This is a genomic window from Mariniflexile sp. (genome assembly GCF_052728615.1).
The window spans coordinates 1-20,537 of sequence record NZ_JBFVFE010000069.1; the positions used below are offsets into that span (position 1 = coordinate 1).

A 20,537-nucleotide genomic window follows, 5' to 3' on the forward strand; every position below is an offset into this window, starting at 1 on the left:
TTTTTATCGGTCACATGGTTCTTCCATACAATCATTCCCTTGGGTATCGAGAGTTCGTTATGGAAGTTTCATGTGTTCATATTATTTCTTTTTTATCGGTCACATGGTTCTTCCATACAATCATTCCCTTGGGTATCGAGAGTTCGTTATGGAAGTTTCATGTGTTTATTTTATTGTTTTTTATCTGTCATCCCGGATAGCTATCGGGATTTCCATTTAATGAACTCATCTTGACTTTTTCTATTTCCTAAAAAACGGTTAAAATTCGTCCATATTTCGTTACCTTTTTTATGCGTAGCGATGCTATGCCTTTCAAAAAGTGCCTCATCTGAACAAATTTTATCTCGTTTTCGGTCAAAAACAAAAAGTCAAGATGAGTTCAATAATTACCTCGGGCATCGAATTTATATGGATGTTTCATGATTGATGCGTTGTTATTTCTTTTTCTTTTTGTCCAAATGGCTACCTCCCGGTATATTCATTTTGTCTGTTAATCTAGAAATTTCGTTCAAATCAATATCTCCGGTAAGCGACACTACTACGGTTTCAAAACGTCTTTGCTCTCCGTTAATTTCAACGCTTTCCTTCATTACTTTACTAATGCCGTTTACAAAAATTAAAAGTTCTTTTACATGGTTGGAATCTTTACCTTCCTTTACATAGAATTTCACTTCGGTACCATCATCTTTCACTTCCATTAACTCTTCCAAAGAACTGGAGCGCGATTTTACCCATTTGGCAATATCGCCCGAAATGCTTTTATTATCGGTAACGATGGTTTTAAAACTTGTGATGCTGCTCACCATGTCCATATACGCTTTAGCTTCTGGATCGTCCACATTAATGCCCATTTTTGCTATCATTTGAAACATTTTAGGTTTGATGGACACATAGGTTACATCGGAATTGTCATTGTATTTTTCAAAAATATCCTGGGCCATTCCGGAAAGAGGCAATAATAGGATTGCCATTACGAGTACTATTATTTTCTTGTTCATTTTATTTATTTATTATTGTTATTCATTATTTTTATTTAAAAATGATGCTTGTCCCTTTTTCAATTTCATTCAAATAATCAAGGGTTTCTGTTCCTTTTTTAAGGCCGTCAAGGTAATTTACCGTTGAAATTCCTTTATTAAAATGAGCTGAAATCATTGCTAACTGTTTTGTAACTTCGTTAAGCGCGTCTTCCGGATTATCATACGTGCCATAAGCATATTCTTGATAAGAAGACACTGCGGGCGTTTTAAAATAATATCCCAACATTAATACGGCTACCGCAGCTACCGCCATCCATTTATAGGTAAATACCTTTTTATCCCGATAGCCATCGGGATTTAATGGAAGATCTTTAGTAAATTGTTCTTGTTGATTTACCACAAAATACGCAAACATGGGTTTGTACATTTCTAAATGTGGCGCTACGGTTTCTTGCGAAAAATAGTTTTTTAACTGTTGCTCTTCATGTAGCGATGTTTCCCCGTTTTCGTACTTTTCAAGTAATTTTTCTATACTATTTAATACCATAATTATGTGTATTAGTTAATTTTTCCCGTATTGTTTTTCTGGCTCTGGATAAGGTTACCCGTACTGCGGTATTGTTCATGTCCAGCATTTTTGCAATCTCGTCTAAATCGTATGCTTCTATATCCCGCAATTGGATAATAACTTTTTGTTGTTCTGGCAACGCTTCAATAATTTTTGCCACCCAACTAACACTATCGTTTAATTCAATTTGCTTTTGTAATGGTGTATTCTTTTCTTCATAATTATTATGCACAATTTTTAAATTCTGTGCTTGTTTCGATTTTAGCTTATCAAAACAAAAATTCTTGGTCATGGTCATTGAAAATGCTTCCACATTTTTATACGTTTCCATTTTTTCTTTGTTGTTCCATAACTTCATCAATACTTCTTGGGTCGCATCTTCAGCCTCTTCTGTAGATACCAGTAGCCGTTTTGCCAAACGAAATACTTTATCCTTAAAAGGCATCACGATATTTAAAAACTCGTTTTGAGTCATTTTTGGTTTGGTTTAAGCCCCATTGCCCTTCGGACATTTAACTTCGTTGAATCTTACGATTTCCCCAAAGAAAATTTATTTGGTTCTATTTTGATTGAATAGCTTGGTTATTGCTATTTGATATTACGACGAACATACATATAATTTGTTACAATTATTTTTTAATTATATAATAATGTAAGTAAATTTAGAGTTTTAAAGACTAACCGCCCATAAAAAACAATAAACAGGCACAGATGAACCATCCATAACTAAATTTTGTTGTACAATGAAAATCATTATATGGATGCAACATCTGACCAATTAAAAACAATAAACAGGCACAGATGAACCATCCATAACTAAATTTTTGTTGTACAATGAAAATCATTATATGGATGCAATATCTGACCAATTAAAAACAATAAACAGGCACAGATGAAATTTATAAAAGCCCTAATTCTAGTATTTACAATTTCTTTTTTGGTAACCGGTTGTTATGAGGATAGCGACGACAAACAAATTTCATCAAATGAAATAAATGATTTTGTTTGGAAGGGGATGAACTCCTGGTACAATTGGCAGTCTCAAGCCCCTAATCTATCCGACACAAAAGATGATAACACAAGTGAATACCAAGTTTTTATAAATCAATATAACAATCCGAGTGATTTTTTTAACAGCTTAATATTCCAACCTAACGTTACTGATAGGTTTTCTTGGTTTATTGAAGATTATAACGAACAACAGCTTGAATTTCAAGGCATTTCCAAATCCCATGGTCTTAAGTACAAATCTGTTCAAATAAACACTAATGGGGATATAATTATTTATGTAAGATATGTTGCTGATAATTCCCCTGCAAGCGATGCCAATATTAAAAGAGGCGATATTATTAATGCCATTAATGGAACGGTTTTAAACACCTCCAATTTCAGCAATGTTGTAAACAGTTTGTTTGATGATACCGTAACCCTTTCTTTTGTTTCTGAAAACGGCGGCGTTTTAACACCTCTGCAAAGCAAAACCATTATAGCAACTGTTTTATCTGAAAACCCCGTTTATTTGAAAAAAGTTTTCAATAACATCAACGGCAAAAAAGTAGGCTATTTGGTCTATAACGGATTTAGAACTGCTTACAATGATGAATTGAATGAAGCATTTTCTTTTTTTAAAGGAGAAAACATAGATGAATTCATACTGGATTTAAGGCTTAATGGTGGAGGTTCAGTTGGCACTTCAGCATATTTATCAAGCATGGTTTACGCCAATGCTGGAACAAGTAAATTTGCTGATTTAAAGTTTAATTCAAAACATAGCAATAGAGATGGTTCTTATTTTTTTGAAAACACACTGAATGTTTTTGATATTAATGATAAAAAAACAGGAGAACAAACTATAAATAGGTTGAGTACCCTTAATAGATTATATGTTTTAACCTCCAATAGCACTGCGTCTGCAAGTGAAATGGTCATAAACGGTCTTAAGCCTTATATGAATACCGTAAAGATTGTAGGCACAACAACTTACGGAAAAAATGTTGGTTCCATAACGCTATATGATTCTCCACGGACTGATTTTCAAGATCAATCATCGGCAAACCCAAGACATACTTATGCTATGCAACCCATCGTTTTTCAAATATTCAATAAAAATGGCGAAAGCGATTACACGCAAGGTTTTATCCCAGATATTGAAGTAAATGAATATGAATTTTGGAACAATATCCTTGCCTTTGGCGATGAAAACGAAGTGGTTTTAAAAGCGGCACTTGATGATATAAGAGGGTTTACTACAAAAATGAACACTTCTAAAAAACAACAACCATTTGCAAAAAAAATAGAACTAACAGCCCCAGACAAAAAGTTTGAATACGAAATGTATATTGATAAACAGTTCTTTGTGAAGTAACAAAAATAGCGTCGCTACAACTTAAATAACGACGCTATTTATTTTTACAAATTAATGTCCAATCCCAAATTTACATTTCTGCCTTTTGTGGTAAATCCGATGATTTCGGTATAATCCTCATTAAAAAGATTCGTTATTCCTGCAAAAAGCTTCACTTTTTTCTTTATTAATTTTTGGCTAAAATAAAGATCGATTAATGAAAACGCCTTTAGCTCTTCATTTTGAAAGGTCGAAAAATCCAAATCGGTTCTACTTCCTACAAATTGATAAGTTGCTGATGCATACGTTGCTTCTGAAAAACTATAACCTAAACCAGCATTTGCTTTATGTTTTGGTAATTTTAATCGGATGCCATCTTTTAATTCCGTAAACGTATAATTTGCATTAAACGATAAATCTTCAACAATCTTAATCTCAGCTTCTACCTCAATACCGTTTACATTAGCATCCGTTGTTGCATTTTCATAAGCTGTGGTATATATAATGGTATTTTCTTCTTTTCTGTTAAAATACAAAGCGTTGACTCTAAATCCTTTTTTATTGGAAAATTCCAAACCACCTTCAATAGTGGTGTTTTCTTCTGGTTCTAAATCGGGGTTAGCACCAAAAAAGCCAAACAACTGCGATAGGTTAGGAGCAATAAACGATGTTGCATAAGACCCCATTAGTTTAAAGTATCCCAAATCAACCGGAATACTATAAGACGGATTTAAACTATAAACAAAGTGGGAACCATACTCGCTGTGGTTGTTCAAACGTGCACCAGCATTCAAATTTAAACCGAACTCTGACACATAGACCACATTCAAATAAGGGTCGGAGTTTTTATAACTTTTATCTGTAGCAAACAGACTTTTATAATCCGCATGGTTGATGCCAACAATAGTATAAAACGATTCATTAAAAACATATTTATTAAAGGCATCAAGCACATAGCTTTCAGATTCATAACTTGTTAAGTAATCAGAAATATTCTCTCTGTTCATCTTAGAATATGCTGCATTAATTTGAAAACTTCCATTGTTGTAACTAAACTTTGGCGCAATGCCCACTCTGGATTGCTTAGAAAGATACTTATCATTGGTGTCTCCAGGTGCATATGTTGGCGGCGGAAACCCATCAATATCCGTTTTTAATTTATCATAACTTGCAAAAGCAGTTATTTCAAAAGCATTGCTAAATTCATATCCCAGTTTTAAATTGGTATTAAATTTTGAAAATGCATCCTTTTCCGGGTTTTCAGATTTTACTGCCGATAGCCCGTCAACATATCTATTTCCAAAACTTGCCAAATAAGAAAATTTATCAGCATTTCCATTTACGGAAACACTGTTGGTAAAACTTGAACCATTATAATTCAAATTCTCTTGAGATTGATTGGTGCCAACAACCGATAAAAAACTGGCAGCCACCTTTTCACTTGAAGCTTTTTTAGTGGTAATATTAATAACAGCGGTTGCCGCTGCATTACCGTATAAAGTACTCGCTGCCCCTTTAATGATCTCGATGGATTCAATGGTGTTCAAATCCAATAACCGTAAATCAAATTCATTGGAAACCAACGATGGGTCATTCACCTGGATGCCATCAATAAGCACCAACACTTGCCTGTTATTACCTCCTCTTACATAATAGCCCAAATTCTGCCCTTCGGCACTTCTGCTACCGTTAATTTCAATACCACTTTTAGTATTTATTAATTCAGAAACACTTCTACCGCGATTATTCTCAATCTCTTTTTGTGAAATTTTAATAACGGTTTTTCCCGAATGTTCACGTTTTAAGGCAAAACGCGAATCTGTAATCACAACTTCATCCAGTTGTTGTACTTTTGTTGAATCTGCTTCTTTTTGGGCAAGACCAGCCATCGATATACCTAAACATAGCATACCAAAAACATGTGTTTTTTTGTTCATTTTAATGAATAATACTCGAGAACCGCATGGATTATCATACGCAAACTTTTATCCCGAAAGTTTAACTTATTTGTTTTGAAAATGGCAGGTCTCCTGACTTGCGTCCTCATGTTGGTCTTCCCATCCCGAAATATCGGGACAGTGACATTGAAGTAGAACATGAAGCTTTGTAGCTTACAGTTGCGGGAACAGTCCAAGAATTGAAGAATTACGATTGACGAATTACGATTTTAACCGTCGTAAATCCAAAATCCACATTCGTAAATCAACTCACTTGGTTCCCTTTTAATTTATTCACGTGAAATGAACAAAACCAAATTTCGATGCAAAAGTAAACATTTTGACTAATCATTTATTCAAAAGATTAAATAATCTTACTTTTGAAAAAGTAAAATATCAACTTTTGAAAAAAACAATCTTATTCTTTTTATTCACATGTTTAATCGCATGCAAAAGCGAACCAAAAAAAAAATTGTACGAAGCCATTGGTGGTGAGCAATTATCATTAAAATATGCCAAAGGTTTTTCGGTTAAAGATTATGGTACTTATAAAATTCTGGAAATTATAAATCCGTGGCCAAAAGCGGACAAAAGTTATCGTTTTGCACTTTTAAACAAAAATTATGATGCCAAGTTTTGGAGTACAGAACAAGAACGATTTGAAGCAGCTATTGAAATTCCCATTAAAAAACTGGTAGTTACTTCAACTACACATATTCCTGCTTTGGAATTATTGAACGTGGAGCAAACCTTGGTAGGTTTCCCTGGAACGGATTATATTTCTTCTGAAAAAACAAGAGACAGAATCGACAAGGGGTTGGTAAGGGAATTGGGTAAAAATGAAGGCATAAATACGGAGGTTTTGTTGGAAATAAAACCAGATGTTGTTATTGGCTTTGGAATTGACGGCAATAACAGAACCTTTGAAACGATAAAAAAATCGGGGATTCCTGTTATTTTTAATGGGGATTGGGTGGAAGAATCGCCCTTGGCTAAAGCCGAATGGATTAAGTTTTTTGGCGTTTTATTCAATAAGGAAAAAGAAGCAGATTCTATTTTCAACACCATTGAAACCAATTATTTAGAAGCTAAAGCGTTGGCTAAAAAAATTAAAAATCAGCCAACCATTTTAAGCGGCGCCATGCATAACGATATTTGGTATTTGCCCAATGGCAGCAGTACCGAAGCGCAGCTTTTAAAAGATGCCAACACCAACTATTTGTGGGGCGATACCAAAGGAACCGGAAGTTTATCCCTTAATTTTGAAACCGTGTTTTCAAAGGCTAAAAATGCCGAAATTTGGTTAAGTCCGTCAAATTATGTTAGCAAAGAAGCTTTAAAAAATGGCAATTCGCACCATGCCATGTTTGATGCTTTTCAAAATAACAACATTTATTCTTCTATCAATACCGCTGGAAAATCGGGTGGTATCTTATATTTTGAATTGGGCACTACCCGACCCGATTTGGTTTTAAAGGATCTTATTAAAATTTGTCATCCAGAACTGCTAAAAAATTATGACCTTTACTTTTTTAAACACTTAAATTAATTGTGGCATGGTAAGAATCTGTCAGGTTTTAAAAACATGACAGGTCTGCTTGAATAATATTTTATGACTTCAAACTACAGATATTCATTTTTAGGACTCATACTGATTTTATTTTTATGCTTTTTAACAAACATAAGTTTGGGTTCGGTATATATTCCTTTTAAGGATGTTTTTAATAGTTTAATTGGAAGCGCTACGGAACAGGAAACTTGGCAACACATCATACAAAATTACCGATTGCCAAAAGCCTTGACCGCTATTTTAGTGGGTTCTGGTTTGGGTATTTCCGGACTTTTGATGCAAACCTTATTTCGAAATCCGTTGGCTGGTCCTTTTGTGCTGGGCATTAGTTCAGGTGCCAGTTTAGGTGTGGCATTAATAATTCTGGGTTCTTCGGTTTTTGGAGGTGTTTTTATGTCACTTTTAATCTCAAAATGGAGCATTGTTATTGCTGCCAGCTTGGGTAGTTTTTTGGTGTTGCTTGCGGTGTTAATGGTGTCCATAAAAGTACGCGATACCATGGCGATACTCATCATCGGGCTTATGTTTGCAAGTATTACCTCGGCCATTGTAAGTGTGCTTTCGTATTTTGGGTCTGCACAACAACTACAACAATATATTTTTTGGGGGTTTGGTAGTTTGGGCAACTTATCTTGGGATGAATTATTTATATTTTTTATTATTTACTGCCTCGGTATCATCGTTAGTTTAGCATCCGTAAAATCATTGAACACCTTGCTTTTAGGTGAAAATTATGCCAAAAGTTTGGGGTTGAACATTAAAAGGAGTCGATTGGCCATCATCATTTCAACCAGTTTATTGGCAGGCACCATTACAGCATTTGCGGGACCTATTGCGTTTATTGGGTTGGCAATTCCACATTTAACACGGCAGGTTTTCAATACGTCCAATCATAAAATATTATTACCGGCGGTTTTCTTATTTGGTGCCATCGTAATGCTTATTTGCGACAGTATTGCACAAATTCCGAACAGTGATTACACCTTGCCAATCAATGCCATAACATCGCTAGTTGGGGCGCCTGTGGTTATTTGGTTGCTGGTGAGGAAACGGAAGATGGTGTTTTAAAATGAGATGAAAGAAAATAGAACATAGAAAATAGACTAAAAGCGGCTGATAGAAACATTTGATTAACGAATAACGATTTTTGATTAACGATACTTGGAATTTAGTAATTGGAATTTGAGATTTTTTAGATAGAATTCATGACAGAAAACAACCCTCATATCATTTTAAAAACCAAAGCGTTATCCATTGGATATGCTTCTAAAAAGGAACGTACTATTGTGGCGTCCAATATTAATATTGAACTACACAAGGGCGAACTGGTTGGTTTGGTTGGCGGTAACGGCATTGGAAAATCGACGCTTTTAAGAACGCTTACCAATGTTCAAAATGCTTTAGGGGGCGCCGTTTTTATCAACGCAAAAAATATAAAGGACTATCCTGCACTCGATATAGCTAAAGTGATGAGTTTGGTTTTAACCGAACAAATGATGTCTAAAAATCTATCGGTTTTTGAACTGGTGGCTTTGGGCAGACAACCTTATACAAATTGGGTTGGTAGTTTATCTGAAAACGACCTAACCACTGTAAATACCGCTTTAACCCAAACCAATATTTCCGATTTAAAACATAAAAGGTGTTTCGAATTAAGTGATGGCCAATTACAAAAAGTAATGATTGCCCGCGCTTTGGCACAAGATACCGACTTGATTATTTTAGATGAACCTACCACCCATCTGGATATGTACCACAAAGCCTATATTTTGAAACTGCTTCAAAAATTAGCGAAAGAAACCCATAAAACCATTCTGTTTTCATCGCACGAAATAGATTTGGCCATTCAACTTTGCGATAGGTTGATTGTAATGTCTAAAGATAACGTAGTGTCGAATACACCTTGCAATCTAATTTCAAGCGGTACTTTTGAAACCTTATTCCCAAAAGATTTAATAGCTTTTGATGAAAAAACGGGGAGTTTTAGGGTTAAGAAGTAAGCAGTCTCAGTTTTCAGTCACAGTCGCAGTTTTCAGTATGTACGTGCAAGTCTTTGTTAATCTTTGTGGCCCCTCTGTGAAACTTTGTGCCATAACTTTTCAGTCTCAGTTTTCAGTCTCAGTTTTCGGTCTCAGTTTTCAGTAAAAAAACTTCTGTCTTCTGTCTTCCGTCTTCCATCTAAAAAATATATCTTTGAATAAATCCTTGTTTAAATGAACGACAACCTTATTCCCATACTTGCTATTTTAATTTCTGGCGGTATTGGAGCTTACATTGGAATTACTATTACCAAACTAAAAAGCAAAAGCGAAAAAAGCACTTTAGAAGAGCGTCAGAATCAATTAAACATTACCATTAACGAGTTAAAACAAAATATTGATAAAATAGAAAAAGAACGTGAAGATATTCGTCGTGAAAAAGAGTTTTTAAATTCTGAATTGGCCATAAAAAACACCGAATATGAGAATCTGCATCAACTTAATCTAAAAAGGGAAGCAGAGATTGAATTACGCCAAGAACAACTACGAAAGGATTTTGAGTTGTTGGCAACCAAAATTTTAGATGAAAAATCGGAGAAATTCACGCTTCAAAATAAAGAAAACATCAAAAATATTTTAACGCCGCTTCAAGAGAAAATAAAAATATTTGAAGATAAAGTGGATTTGACGCAAAAGGAAAGCATCAGCATGCATTCCGCTTTAAAAGAACAATTGTTGGGCTTAAAAGACCTCAACCAACAAATGACCAAAGAAGCTACTAACCTAACCAGAGCCTTAAAAGGCGACAGTAAAATGCAAGGGAATTGGGGCGAGTTGGTATTGGAACGGGTGCTGGAAAAATCCGGTTTGGAAAAAGATAGGGAATATTTTGTACAGCAAAGTTTTACAACCATTGAGGGTTCCCGTGTATTGCCCGATGTGGTGTTACATCTTCCCGATGGCAAAAAAATGGTGATCGACAGTAAAGTGTCGCTGGTAAATTATGAACGTTTTGTTAATTCCGAAGAGGACGAAAGACCCATGTTTTTAAAAGCCCACGTGAATTCGGTAAAAAAACACATCGACCAGCTTTCAGAAAAAAATTATCAAGATTTATATGATATTGAATCGCCGGATTTTGTGTTGATGTTCATCCCCATTGAACCTGCTTTTGCTGTGGTGGTGAACGATGATAACAGTATTTACAATAAAGCTTTTGAGAAAAATATTGTGATTGTAACGCCTTCTACCCTTTTGGCAACCCTTCGTACCATTGACAGTATGTGGAACAACGAAAAGCAACAGCAAAACGCTATAGAAATTGCACGACAAGCAGGAGCCCTTTACGATAAATTTGAAGGTTTGGTATCAGATCTAACAGGTGTGGGCAAAAAAATTGATGCAGCTAAAACCGATTATTCCGCAGCTATGAACAAACTGGTTGATGGCAAAGGCAATTTGATATCGAGTGTTGAGCGCCTTAAAAAAATGGGGGCAAAGGCTAAAAAAGCACTCCCAGAAGCGATTCTTAAACGTGCCGATGAAGATTTAGATTAATTTTAAATCCTAAATGGCATAATTTTAATATGCCCTTATTGGTTGTCGGAACATAAATAAATTACGAATCCACGAATAATTTATTTGCGGATTCGTGGCAAAAAACCCTAAAAACAAACAGATGAAACTTGTAATAAAAATAGGCCTCGGATTACTTCTCGCATTTATAATATATTTCTTGTTTCTGTATTTTGTTAGTTATAGCAAGGGTGTACGGGCAGGGGAATTGATTAAGTTCAGCCACAAAGGCGTTGTTTTCAAAACTTGGGAAGGCGAAATAAGCCAAGGCGTTTCTGAGGCCCAAACCTTTATATTTTCGGTTGAGGATAGCGAAAAACAAGTTATTGAAGACTTAAACAACTTTCAAGGCCATACGGTAAAGCTGTATTATTTTGAACGTTATAAAACATTATTCTGGTTGGGAGACACCAAATATTTTATAACCAAAGTAGAAAAAGAGCCTTGATACTGCTTACATTTTCACTTATTAAATGATAATTTTGTTTATCATGTAATTAAGTGATACATTTAAATATTCCATTTTAACGGCATATTTATAATTATGCCATTTTAACGGCATATTTATGATTATTCCATTTTAACGGCATATTTATGGTTATTCTATTGAAACAAACTATTAAATTTTAATATGGTAAGCGTCATAACAGGAGATATTATTAAATCTAAAAAATTCACAAATCCAGAAATATGGTTAACATCCTTAAAGGACGCATTGACTAAAACTGGAATTGATAAGAAAGATTGGGAAATTTTCCGCGGAGATAGTTTTCAAATTGAAATTAAGGAGAATAAAAAAGCCTTTTATGTTGCCACCTATATTAAAGCCTGCATAAAAACCGTGAAAGGATTGGATGTACGCATGGCCATAGGAATTGGTAATAAAAATTTTGACGGTGATATGATAACCGAATCCAATGGGGAAGCGTTTCAATTTTCTGGTAACACTTTAGCGCATCTTAAAAAAGAAAAAACAAACTTAAAAATAAAATCCAGTTCTTTATTTTTAGACGAAGAACTTAATTTGTACTTTAAGCTTGCCTTAATTGCAATGGATAATTGGACCGTCAATTCATCAGAAACCGTTAAAGCAGCACTTGAAAATTATGGCGGGTTGCAGACGGAAATAGCAAAAACTTTAAGCATTAGCCAAGATGCCGTAAGCAAACGCCTTAAACGAGCCTATTTTAATGAAATAATGGATCTGGATAGCATGTATCACCAAAAAATAACTTTACTGGAATTAAATCTCTTGGAAGAAAAATGATACTACTCATAAAGCTTTTATTGGCACACATCATTGGTGATTTTTTTCTCCAACCTGAAAAATGGGTCAAGGAAAAAGAACAGAAAAAACTAAAATCGAATAAGCTATATCTGCATGTACTCATCCATATAATTATAACTGGTATTGTACTTTGGGACACCTCTTTATGGCCCATCGTTGTAACTATTGGCACCACACATTTCATTATTGATGCCGCTAAACTTTTAATCCAAAAGAAAGAAACAAACCGTGTATTGTTTTTTATTGACCAACTGCTTCACGTAACAGTCATTTTTTTATCTTACTATCTTTTTACTGAAAACAAATTAGACTTGAATATTTTGGTAACCGAGAATAATTTGTTGCTATTGGTTTGCTTGCTGTTCTTGACGATTCCGACCTCCATAATTATGAAAACCATTTTTTTAAAGTGGAATATTTCAGAACTCACTAAAAATAACGAATCGTTGGAGGACGCAGGGAAATATATTGGTATTTTAGAGCGCATTTTAGTGTTCATATTTATAATAGCAGGCCATTGGGAAGCTGTTGGATTTTTAATTACGGCTAAGTCGGTTTTTAGATTTGGCGATTTAAAAGAATCGAAACACCGCCAACTTACAGAATATATTTTGATAGGGACACTTATCAGTTTTGGAATTGCTATACTGACTGGAATCGCTTACATGTACGTCAATCTAAATTTATATGCTTAAAACAACTGAAGAATCCCAAGTAACCATAACCCAGTTAATGCTGCCATCCAACTCCAATTTTAGTGGAAAAATCCATGGGGGCTATATTTTAGGGCTTATGGACCAAATTGCCTTTGCTTGTGCATCCAGGCATTCCAGGAACTATTGTGTAACGGCCTCGGTCAATAAAGTCGATTTTTTAAATCCCATAGAAGTTGGTGAGCTTGTTACCCTTAAAGCATCCATTAATTATACAGGCAGGACCTCGATGGTTATTGGAGTAAGGGTAGAATCTGAAAATATTCGAACCGGCGCTAAAAAACATTGCAACTCATCTTATTTTACCATGGTTGCCAAAGATGAACATGGAAATAATGCCCCTATTCCGGGCATTCTTCTAGACACGAAAGACAAAGTAAGACGTTTTGCCCGCAGTATTGCAAGACAAGAACAAGCTAAAAGCAGAACGTCTGCCTTTAAAACTTCGGAATTTAAAATGGAAGCCTGTTTAGGTTCGTTAATAAACCAAAATGCGAAAATTGATTTAAAATAACGTGAATTTTAAAAACACCCCTAAAGTCCCCTTTAGGGGACCAATCCATATCTTCAAATTTTCAGTTTTAAAAACCAATCTAATTGTCAACGATATCGCTTGATAAATTTTTTAATCTGATGCCTTGCAATGACATTAAAAAAGCCGCTTAAAGCGGCCTTTCAGTTTATTACTTATTAAGGTACATTTTTCGTCTGGAGTATAATTCGTAAAACTCATCGTCCTTTAAACTATCAATAAACAAGATGCTTTCTCCGGTGCTTTTCATTTCTGGCCCCAATTTCTTGTTCACATTATGGAACTTATTGAAAGAGAACACGGGTTGCTTAATGGCATACCCGCTTAACTTCGGATTGAAATTAAAATCTTTTACCTTTTTCTCTCCCAGCATCACTTTGGTGGCGTAATTCACATAAGGTTCTCCATAGGCTTTCGCTATAAAAGGAACGGTTCTGGACGCTCTAGGATTTGCTTCTATAATATAAACTAAATCGTCCTTAATAGCAAATTGGATATTTATAAGCCCCACCGTATTAAGTGCCAAAGCTATTTTTTTGGTATGGTCTTTTATTTGTTGCATCACCAAATCGCCTAAATTAAATGGCGGTAACATGGCATTGCTATCGCCAGAATGGATGCCGCAAGGTTCAATATGCTCCATGATACCTATAATATATACTTCTTCGCCATCACATATAGCATCCGCTTCCGCTTCAATGGCACCTTCTAAATAATGATCTAAAAGCAATTGGTTCCCTGGCATCTGGCTTAACAAATCCACCACATGCTTTTCAAGTTCTTCTTTGTTGATGACAATCTTCATGCCTTGACCTCCAAGCACATACGAAGGACGCACCAAAATCGGGAAATCCAACACATCGGCGATTGCCGAAGCTTCATCAGCCGTTGTGGCAATATCAAATTCTGGGTAAGGAATGTTGTTTTCTTTCAATAAATTAGAAAAATGACCTCTATCCTCAGCTAAATCCAACGATTCAAAACTGGTCCCTATAATTTTGATACCGTATTTGGTTAACTTTTCAGCAAGTTTCAAAGCGGTTTGTCCGCCCAATTGCACAATAACACCTTCTGGTTTTTCATGTTTAATGATGTCGTATATATGTTCCCAAAAAACAGGTTCAAAATATAATTTGTCCGCCGTATCAAAATCGGTTGACACGGTTTCAGGATTACAGTTAATCATGATGGTTTCATAACCACATTCGGCAGCAGCCAAAACACCATGTACACAACAATAATCGAACTCGATCCCTTGACCGATTCTATTTGGTCCAGAACCCAAAACGATGATTTTTTTCCTATCGGTAACAATACTTTCGTTATCTGCATAACGTTTGCCATCGGCAGTTTCCATATCACTTTCAAAGGTTGAATAATAATAAGGGGTTTTTGCCTTAAACTCTGCGGCACAGGTATCCACTAATTTATACACGCGGTTTACGCCAAATTCTTCACGTTTAGTGTAAACCTGACTTTCCAAACAGCCCAACATGTGCGCTATTTGCCGGTCGCCATAGCCTTTTTGCTTCGCTTCAAGCAATAAGTCTTTTTCAATGGTATCAATTTTAAAGGTGGAAATTTCCTTATGAAGTAAAAACAATTCTTCATACTGCTTTAAAAACCACATATCAATTTTAGTGATTTCATGGATTCTGCTTAACGGAATCCCCATGGCAATGGCATCATAAATGATAAACACCCGATCCCAAGATGCGTAGGTTAATTTTTCTATAATTTGGTTGTAATCTCTGTTTTCTTTACCGTCGGCACCCAATCCATTACGCTTAATTTCAAGTGATTGCGTTGCTTTATGCAGTGCTTCCTGAAACGAGCGACCAATGCCCATGACCTCGCCTACAGATTTCATTTGAATGCCCAACGTTCTATCAGATCCTTCAAACTTATCGAAATTCCATCGTGGTATTTTAACAATCACATAATCTAAAGTAGGTTCAAATAACGCCGAGGTAGATTTTGTTATTTGGTTCTGCAATTCGTCCAAATGATACCCAATGGCCAATTTGGCTGCAATTTTTGCAATAGGATACCCTGTTGCTTTGCTCGCCAATGCCGAGGAACGCGATACACGTGGGTTGATTTCAATGGCGATGATGTCTTCATTTTTATCCGGACTTACCGCAAACTGCACGTTACAACCACCGGCAAAATCGCCAATACTGCGCATCATGTGTATGGCCATGTCGCGCATTCTTTGGTAGGTTTTATCACTTAAAGTCATAGCAGGAGCCACCGTAATGGAATCTCCCGTGTGAATGCCCATGGGATCCATATTTTCTATGGAACATATAATGACCACATTGTCATTGGCATCTCTAAGTAACTCTAGTTCATATTCTTTCCAACCAATCAAAGCCTTGTCAATCATGACTTCATGGATGGGGGAAATTTCCAATCCGCGCGTTAGCAACTCATCAAAAGTTTCTTCATTATACACTATGGAAGCACCTGCGCCACCAAGCGTGAAAGACGCTCTAATTACTAACGGAAAGCCATACTCTTGGGCTATTTCCTTTCCTTTTAAATAAGACGTAGCCGTGGCTTGGGGCGCCATGGGGATGCCTATTTTAAGCATCAATTCCCTAAACTGCTCTCTGTCTTCCGTAATATTAATGGCATTAATGTCAACACCAATAATCTCTACATTAAAATCTGTCCAAATCCCTTTTTCATCTGCTTCAATACATAAATTCAATGCGGTCTGACCGCCCATAGTTGGCAAAACAGCGTCAATTTCCGGGTGATCTTTCAAAATCTTGATAAGTGATTTTGTGGTAAGAGGCAACAAATAAATATGATCCGCCATAGAAGGGTCGGTCATAATGGTTGCTGGATTCGAATTGATAAGTACTGTTTGTATTCCGTCTTCTTTAAGCGATCTTAAAGCTTGGGATCCTGAATAATCAAATTCACATGCTTGCCCAATAACAATCGGTCCTGAGCCAATAATTAAGATAGATTTTAGTTTTGAATTTTTTGGCATTTTTACTGTTTAAATAGTGTTTTTAAATAAGTTACAAAAGTAGTGATGCGTAGATATAAAAAAAGGTGTTACACTTAAGTAACACCTTTAAAATATCAAACAATGGTCAATCATTATTTTTTATGTCTAGATTCCGTTGAGACAGACAATTTTTTTCTTCCTTTAGCCCTTCTACGGGCAAGAACTTTTCTTCCATTAGCAGAAGCCATTCTTTCTCTAAAACCATGCTTGTTTCTTCTCTTTCTTTTTGATGGCTGAAATGTTCTTTTACTCATTATCTTATGTCTTTAAAATCTGAATTGTACTTTTTATTTGAATTTTGGCTTCTTCAAAACCGAGGGCAAATATACAAAGCCTTTATTACTTGGACAAATGTTATTTAAAAATATTTCAATTAATTTTTTATACATAAAAAATGCTGAAAACCTCTATTTAATTGGGCAAATTGGTTCTTAATTTGTCAAATATCTTTTCGTTGAATCTGATAAAAATTTAGTTTCTTTGCATTATATATTAAAACAGACAACAAAATAGGCCTGCATCAACCTTCAAATTATTCAAAATGTACAATAAAATCATAAAACTTATTATAGCTGCCGGCATCATTGCCTTTGCCATTTATCAATTTACCGAAGGAAACATAGGTAACGGCATCATGTTTATACTATTATCATTGATATTTGTGTTTCTTTATTTTAAAAATGAATTTATTTTATTGGCGTTTTTAAGATTGCGTAAACAGGATTTTGATGGAGCTAAAAAATGGTTGGATAAAATTAAAAATCCAGAGTCCGCTTTAGTAAAAAAACAACAAGGCTATTATAATTATTTGCACGGTTTGATGGTATCGCAGACCAATATGAACGACGCTGAAAAATATTTTAAGAAAGCCGTTACTTTAGGATTGTCCATGGACCATGATTTAGCTATGGCGAAATTGAATTTATCAGGAATCGCTTTTTCCAAACGCAGAAAAATGGAGGCTGAAAAACTGCTTCAAGAAGCTCAAAAACTAGATAAACAAGGGATGTTGACCGAGCAAATTAAAATGATGAAGGAAAACATGAAGCGTTCCCAAATGCCTAACCAACATTTTGGTGCGGGAGGTTCCATTAGAGCGCAGAAAAGGAGAGGTAATTAGTTACTGTTTCCAATTTTGAAGCCGGTCGAGGTACAAATACGATTCCACAAAATCCCTATGTGCTTTACTGGTCATTTTTTCAACCAAATTCAAAGCAGAAATGTAACTGGTTAAATTACCGTTTGAAGAACTGAATTTGCCATCTTCCACATAAGTCACTAAAGAATCATTTTGCACCAATAAATTTGGATAATCTTTTTGCAATTGCTCGCCACCACCAATCCAAGTAACAATTTTTTTCCCGTCTGCAATTCCAGAGGCACCAATCAATTGGGCCCCGGCGCAATTACTTACCGTATATTTGGTTTCTTTATTTTTCTCTTTTATAAAATCCACAATGTTTTTGTTATGCACTTGGGCATACATATCGTAAGCACTTGGTACAAAAAGCACTTCCAACTTCGGGCAATTCCCAAAGGTGTAATCGGGGATGATTTTTAAACCTTCTTCAGAAACAATGGGATTTTCGGTTTCGGCAATGGTAATGACATTAAAAAGTTGCTTACCATCTTCAGTTGGTTTTGCAAAAACATCGGCCGAAGCTGTTACTTCGGTTGTTAAAACACCATTGTATATTAACAGACCAATAGTAGGTAAACCTGTTTTAAATGGTTTTAAATGTGTGGTTAAGGTATCCGTTTGAGCTTGGGTTTTTTTGTGATTTCCAATGGTTATATTTGTTTTCGACTTATCGGAATTACAACTGCTAAAAACTATTGAAAACATAACAATAGCAACGACTATTGATTTATTCATAACATCTGATTTGTTTTTATTTTTCAAAGCGCAAAATCGTTAAAATCAACTTTCTTGGATTAGACACGAATAAATGGGTTTAGGCCATTTAAAATTCATGAAATTATAGCTACTAATTCGTGTCTTAATTTCACTCTGTTATTGCACATTATAATACCCTTTTTCAGGAATCTCAATAGTGTAACTTTTTCTGGATTTATTGTCGAGCTTAGGCTCTCTTAACCAAGGATTATGGATTTTTAGTATCTTATAATTGATACCGTATTGTTGGGCAAACTTTGTAAAATCGGTTATTTCGGTATCGATCTTAACTTTGTAAGTAGGCACATTGGTATATAAATCCTTTTCCCTGAAATTGAAACCATATTTAGCAGGATTGGTTAAAATTTCCTTTAGTGCCACAATTCTAAACACATAACGTCCGGTTTCTTCACCCAGCAATAAATCATAGTAGTTTTTTACATTTTGCTCTCTCAAATATCTTGATATTCCGGAATTTCCTGCGTTGTAAGCTGCGGCAGCCAATGTCCAGGAACCTAACTCATCCTTAGACTTTATCAAATATTTACAAGCTACTTCGGTCGATTTTTCCAAATGGTAGCGTTCATCAACATTATCGTTAACCTCCAATCCATTTTCTTTCCCCGTTGCGGGCATAATTTGCCAAACCCCCCGGGCCCCGGCAGGAGAAACGGCATTGGTTAAACCACTTTCTATAACTGCCAGATACTTAAAGTCGTCCGGAACCCCATTTTTTGCCAAAATAGGTTCTATAATGGGAAAGTATTTTTTTGCTCGTTTAAACATGAGCAGCCCATTGGATTGCCAATACGTATTAACTAGCAATTCCTTATCCATGCGCTCGTAAATATCAGGACTTTTAAGTGGCATAGATTCACCTGCAAAATCCAAATCAGCGGGTACTTGCAGCGCATAAACATTATAATCGTTTATAAGCTTTTTTTCAAAGTTCTCATCGGTTGGCGCATCTTGGAGGGCATAAACAAACAATGCGCATAAACTTAATAACCCCACAAACGCCAATAATTTCTGTACAGTCTTCATTTTTAAAAAGTTTTGTTTAAAGGTAAAAATATTGTTTAGTTTTCTAAGATAATACTAGGTAAATTTTCATTGAACCATTTGTATTTGTTGATAATCATAATGTGGGTACCGCCTTTTATTGTTATACAATTGGTTATGTTTTTTATGGGGAAAACAGCATCGTTATCGCCATGGATATGCACAATATTGGATGGATGGTTTTCCTGGTTCCAACACACCATCTGTTTGATGGCCCAACTTAAATAATGACTATCGTTTACCGATAAATATTTTTTATATAACTCCAGCCTTTTTGATATATTGCTACCAAAGGCATATTTAGCAAAAAGTTCTATATTACTTACCAATTGTACTGGCAACAATTTATATGCCATGGTTGATTTGGCCAGCAACATTTTTTTTGGCAATTCATGCATCGACTTCACGCTCGATACGATGATGAGTTTTCTAACCGCTAGGTGCTTGCCCATTTCCTGTACCAAAACACCACCAAAAGACACCCCAAGCAACACGCTGTTTTCGTGCTTTATGTGGGTTGACATTCTTAAAGCATATCCACTAATAGATTCATTTTCAAGGGGTATCATCCATTCTAAGCAATGCATTTCGAACTGGGTTTCGGGCAATTTTATGTTTTCAAAAATTTTGTGGCTTGCTGCCATCCCGGGCATTAAATAAACATGTATCAATTTTTTATCCATTTATTTTAATATGAAACCAAAAAGCAACCTTATAATTCTAATAGTTTATTTTATAAGGGATTAACAAATAATTTACTTTTTATTGACGATTATTTTACGTAAATTTGCAAAACAAAGTTATATAATAGTGCTCACTATTTTAAGTTTCCTAAAGAATTAAAAAAATACACTTACCATGATCGATGCTGCAGAATTAGTTGATAACGATTTTTTACGCCAATTTGAACTGAAAATTGATGACCATTTAGCTAAAATTGAATATTCTTTACAAGAACGAAAGATTTTTTTAACAAAGCTTATTATTCCTCCTTAAATCCGCAAGCGATTAATTTGCTATTTTAAACATTTATTTTATGTGGTAAAAGTAATCTTTTCGGATAATTT

General features: G+C 35.1%; 20 protein-coding genes, 1 pseudogene and 1 riboswitch. Of the genes and pseudogenes, 12 read left to right on the forward strand and 9 right to left on the reverse strand.

All coding sequences use genetic code 11. The features are described 5' to 3' along the window. A partial coding sequence (locus tag ACU1LP_RS17205) for a hypothetical protein (protein WP_445736881.1) occupies window positions 1–200 on the forward strand: 200 nt, incomplete at its 5' end. Window positions 201–434: 234 nt separating this feature from the next. On the opposite strand, the gene ACU1LP_RS17210 is transcribed toward ACU1LP_RS17205, so the two are convergent. From ACU1LP_RS17210 to ACU1LP_RS17220, 3 genes are read right to left on the reverse strand one after another with little or no spacing between them, the layout of a single operon-like run. Further along, window positions 435–998, reverse strand: coding sequence for a DUF4252 domain-containing protein (locus tag ACU1LP_RS17210; RefSeq protein WP_445736882.1), 564 nt, complete (start codon window positions 996–998; stop codon window positions 435–437). A 31-nt stretch (window positions 999–1,029) separates the two neighbouring features. After that, a complete protein-coding gene (locus ACU1LP_RS17215) occupies window positions 1,030–1,527 on the reverse strand; it encodes a hypothetical protein (RefSeq protein WP_445736883.1) in 498 nt (165 codons plus the stop codon). Further along, a complete protein-coding gene (locus ACU1LP_RS17220; RefSeq protein ID WP_445736884.1) occupies window positions 1,514–2,023 on the reverse strand; it encodes an RNA polymerase sigma factor in 510 nt (169 codons plus the stop codon). The genes ACU1LP_RS17215 and ACU1LP_RS17220 overlap by 14 nt, the downstream gene beginning before the upstream one ends. 417 nt (window positions 2,024–2,440) lie before the next feature. Between ACU1LP_RS17220 and ACU1LP_RS17225 the strand changes: the two genes are divergently transcribed. Beyond that, window positions 2,441–3,913: a S41 family peptidase gene (locus ACU1LP_RS17225; protein ID WP_445736885.1), complete on the forward strand. Its 1,473-nt coding sequence runs from the start codon at window positions 2,441–2,443 to the stop codon at window positions 3,911–3,913. 44 nt (window positions 3,914–3,957) lie between these two features. Here ACU1LP_RS17225 and ACU1LP_RS17230 read toward each other — a convergent pair whose 3' ends face one another. After that, complete coding sequence (locus tag ACU1LP_RS17230) at window positions 3,958–5,829, reverse strand: TonB-dependent receptor plug domain-containing protein (protein ID WP_445736886.1); 1,872 nt, start codon at window positions 5,827–5,829, stop codon at window positions 3,958–3,960. Window positions 5,830–5,895: 66 nt separating this feature from the next. Further along, window positions 5,896–6,162, reverse strand: a riboswitch (cobalamin riboswitch). Between the two features lie 70 nt (window positions 6,163–6,232). On the opposite strand from ACU1LP_RS17230, the gene ACU1LP_RS17235 reads away from it, so the two are divergent. The 8 genes from ACU1LP_RS17235 (at window position 6,233) to ACU1LP_RS17270 (ending at window position 13,468) form a co-directional block, all read left to right on the forward strand. Then, on the forward strand, window positions 6,233–7,378 hold the full coding sequence (locus tag ACU1LP_RS17235; protein ID WP_445736887.1) for an ABC transporter substrate-binding protein: 1,146 nt from the start codon (window positions 6,233–6,235) through the stop codon (window positions 7,376–7,378). A 63-nt stretch (window positions 7,379–7,441) separates the two neighbouring features. Further along, window positions 7,442–8,467, forward strand: a complete 1,026-nt coding sequence (locus ACU1LP_RS17240; protein WP_445736888.1) for a FecCD family ABC transporter permease — start codon at window positions 7,442–7,444, stop codon at window positions 8,465–8,467. A gap of 137 nt (window positions 8,468–8,604) precedes the next feature. Further along, window positions 8,605–9,399 carry an ABC transporter ATP-binding protein gene (locus ACU1LP_RS17245; protein WP_445736889.1) on the forward strand — a complete coding sequence of 265 codons (795 nt, stop codon included), beginning with the start codon at window positions 8,605–8,607 and terminating at the stop codon, window positions 9,397–9,399. A gap of 213 nt (window positions 9,400–9,612) precedes the next feature. Beyond that, window positions 9,613–10,935: a DNA recombination protein RmuC gene (gene rmuC / locus ACU1LP_RS17250; protein WP_445736890.1), complete on the forward strand. Its 1,323-nt coding sequence runs from the start codon at window positions 9,613–9,615 to the stop codon at window positions 10,933–10,935. A gap of 121 nt (window positions 10,936–11,056) precedes the next feature. After that, a complete protein-coding gene (locus ACU1LP_RS17255; RefSeq protein ID WP_445733025.1) occupies window positions 11,057–11,401 on the forward strand; it encodes a 6-phosphogluconate dehydrogenase in 345 nt (114 codons plus the stop codon). Between the two features lie 183 nt (window positions 11,402–11,584). Next, entirely contained in the window at window positions 11,585–12,220 is a 636-nt protein-coding gene (locus ACU1LP_RS17260) for a SatD family protein (protein ID WP_445736891.1), read from the forward strand. Further along, window positions 12,217–12,936: a DUF3307 domain-containing protein gene (locus ACU1LP_RS17265; protein WP_445733023.1), complete on the forward strand. Its 720-nt coding sequence runs from the start codon at window positions 12,217–12,219 to the stop codon at window positions 12,934–12,936. Before ACU1LP_RS17260 ends, ACU1LP_RS17265 begins: the two co-directional genes overlap by 4 nt. After that, window positions 12,929–13,468 (forward strand): acyl-CoA thioesterase, encoded by a 540-nt coding sequence (locus ACU1LP_RS17270; RefSeq protein ID WP_445736892.1) that lies wholly within the window; start codon window positions 12,929–12,931, stop codon window positions 13,466–13,468. Before ACU1LP_RS17265 ends, ACU1LP_RS17270 begins: the two co-directional genes overlap by 8 nt. 169 nt (window positions 13,469–13,637) lie before the next feature. Here the strand turns inward: ACU1LP_RS17270 and carB are convergent, their stop codons facing one another. Both carB and rpmH read right to left on the reverse strand, forming a co-directional pair. Then, complete coding sequence (carB, locus tag ACU1LP_RS17275) at window positions 13,638–16,490, reverse strand: carbamoyl-phosphate synthase large subunit (RefSeq protein ID WP_445736893.1); 2,853 nt, start codon at window positions 16,488–16,490, stop codon at window positions 13,638–13,640. A 113-nt stretch (window positions 16,491–16,603) separates the two neighbouring features. Then, entirely contained in the window at window positions 16,604–16,765 is a 162-nt protein-coding gene (gene rpmH / locus ACU1LP_RS17280; protein ID WP_188215129.1) for a 50S ribosomal protein L34, read from the reverse strand. Window positions 16,766–17,052: 287 nt separating this feature from the next. On the opposite strand from rpmH, the gene ACU1LP_RS17285 reads away from it, so the two are divergent. Next, window positions 17,053–17,631, forward strand: a complete 579-nt coding sequence (locus ACU1LP_RS17285) for a DUF2892 domain-containing protein (protein WP_445734093.1) — start codon at window positions 17,053–17,055, stop codon at window positions 17,629–17,631. On the opposite strand, the gene ACU1LP_RS17290 is transcribed toward ACU1LP_RS17285, so the two are convergent. The 3 genes from ACU1LP_RS17290 to ACU1LP_RS17300 form a co-directional block, all read right to left on the reverse strand. Then, window positions 17,632–18,387 (reverse strand): DJ-1/PfpI family protein, encoded by a 756-nt coding sequence (locus ACU1LP_RS17290; RefSeq protein WP_445734092.1) that lies wholly within the window; start codon window positions 18,385–18,387, stop codon window positions 17,632–17,634. A gap of 138 nt (window positions 18,388–18,525) precedes the next feature. Further along, window positions 18,526–19,452, reverse strand: a complete 927-nt coding sequence (locus ACU1LP_RS17295; RefSeq protein ID WP_445734091.1) for a lytic transglycosylase domain-containing protein — start codon at window positions 19,450–19,452, stop codon at window positions 18,526–18,528. 35 nt (window positions 19,453–19,487) lie between these two features. Continuing rightward, window positions 19,488–20,153, reverse strand: coding sequence for an alpha/beta hydrolase (locus ACU1LP_RS17300; protein WP_445736894.1), 666 nt, complete (start codon window positions 20,151–20,153; stop codon window positions 19,488–19,490). A 175-nt stretch (window positions 20,154–20,328) separates the two neighbouring features. Here ACU1LP_RS17300 and ACU1LP_RS17305 point away from each other — a divergent pair. Continuing rightward, window positions 20,329–20,460 (forward strand): annotated as a pseudogene (locus ACU1LP_RS17305) (N-acetyltransferase); the annotation flags it as partial. Window positions 20,461–20,537: the final 77 nt, after the last annotated feature.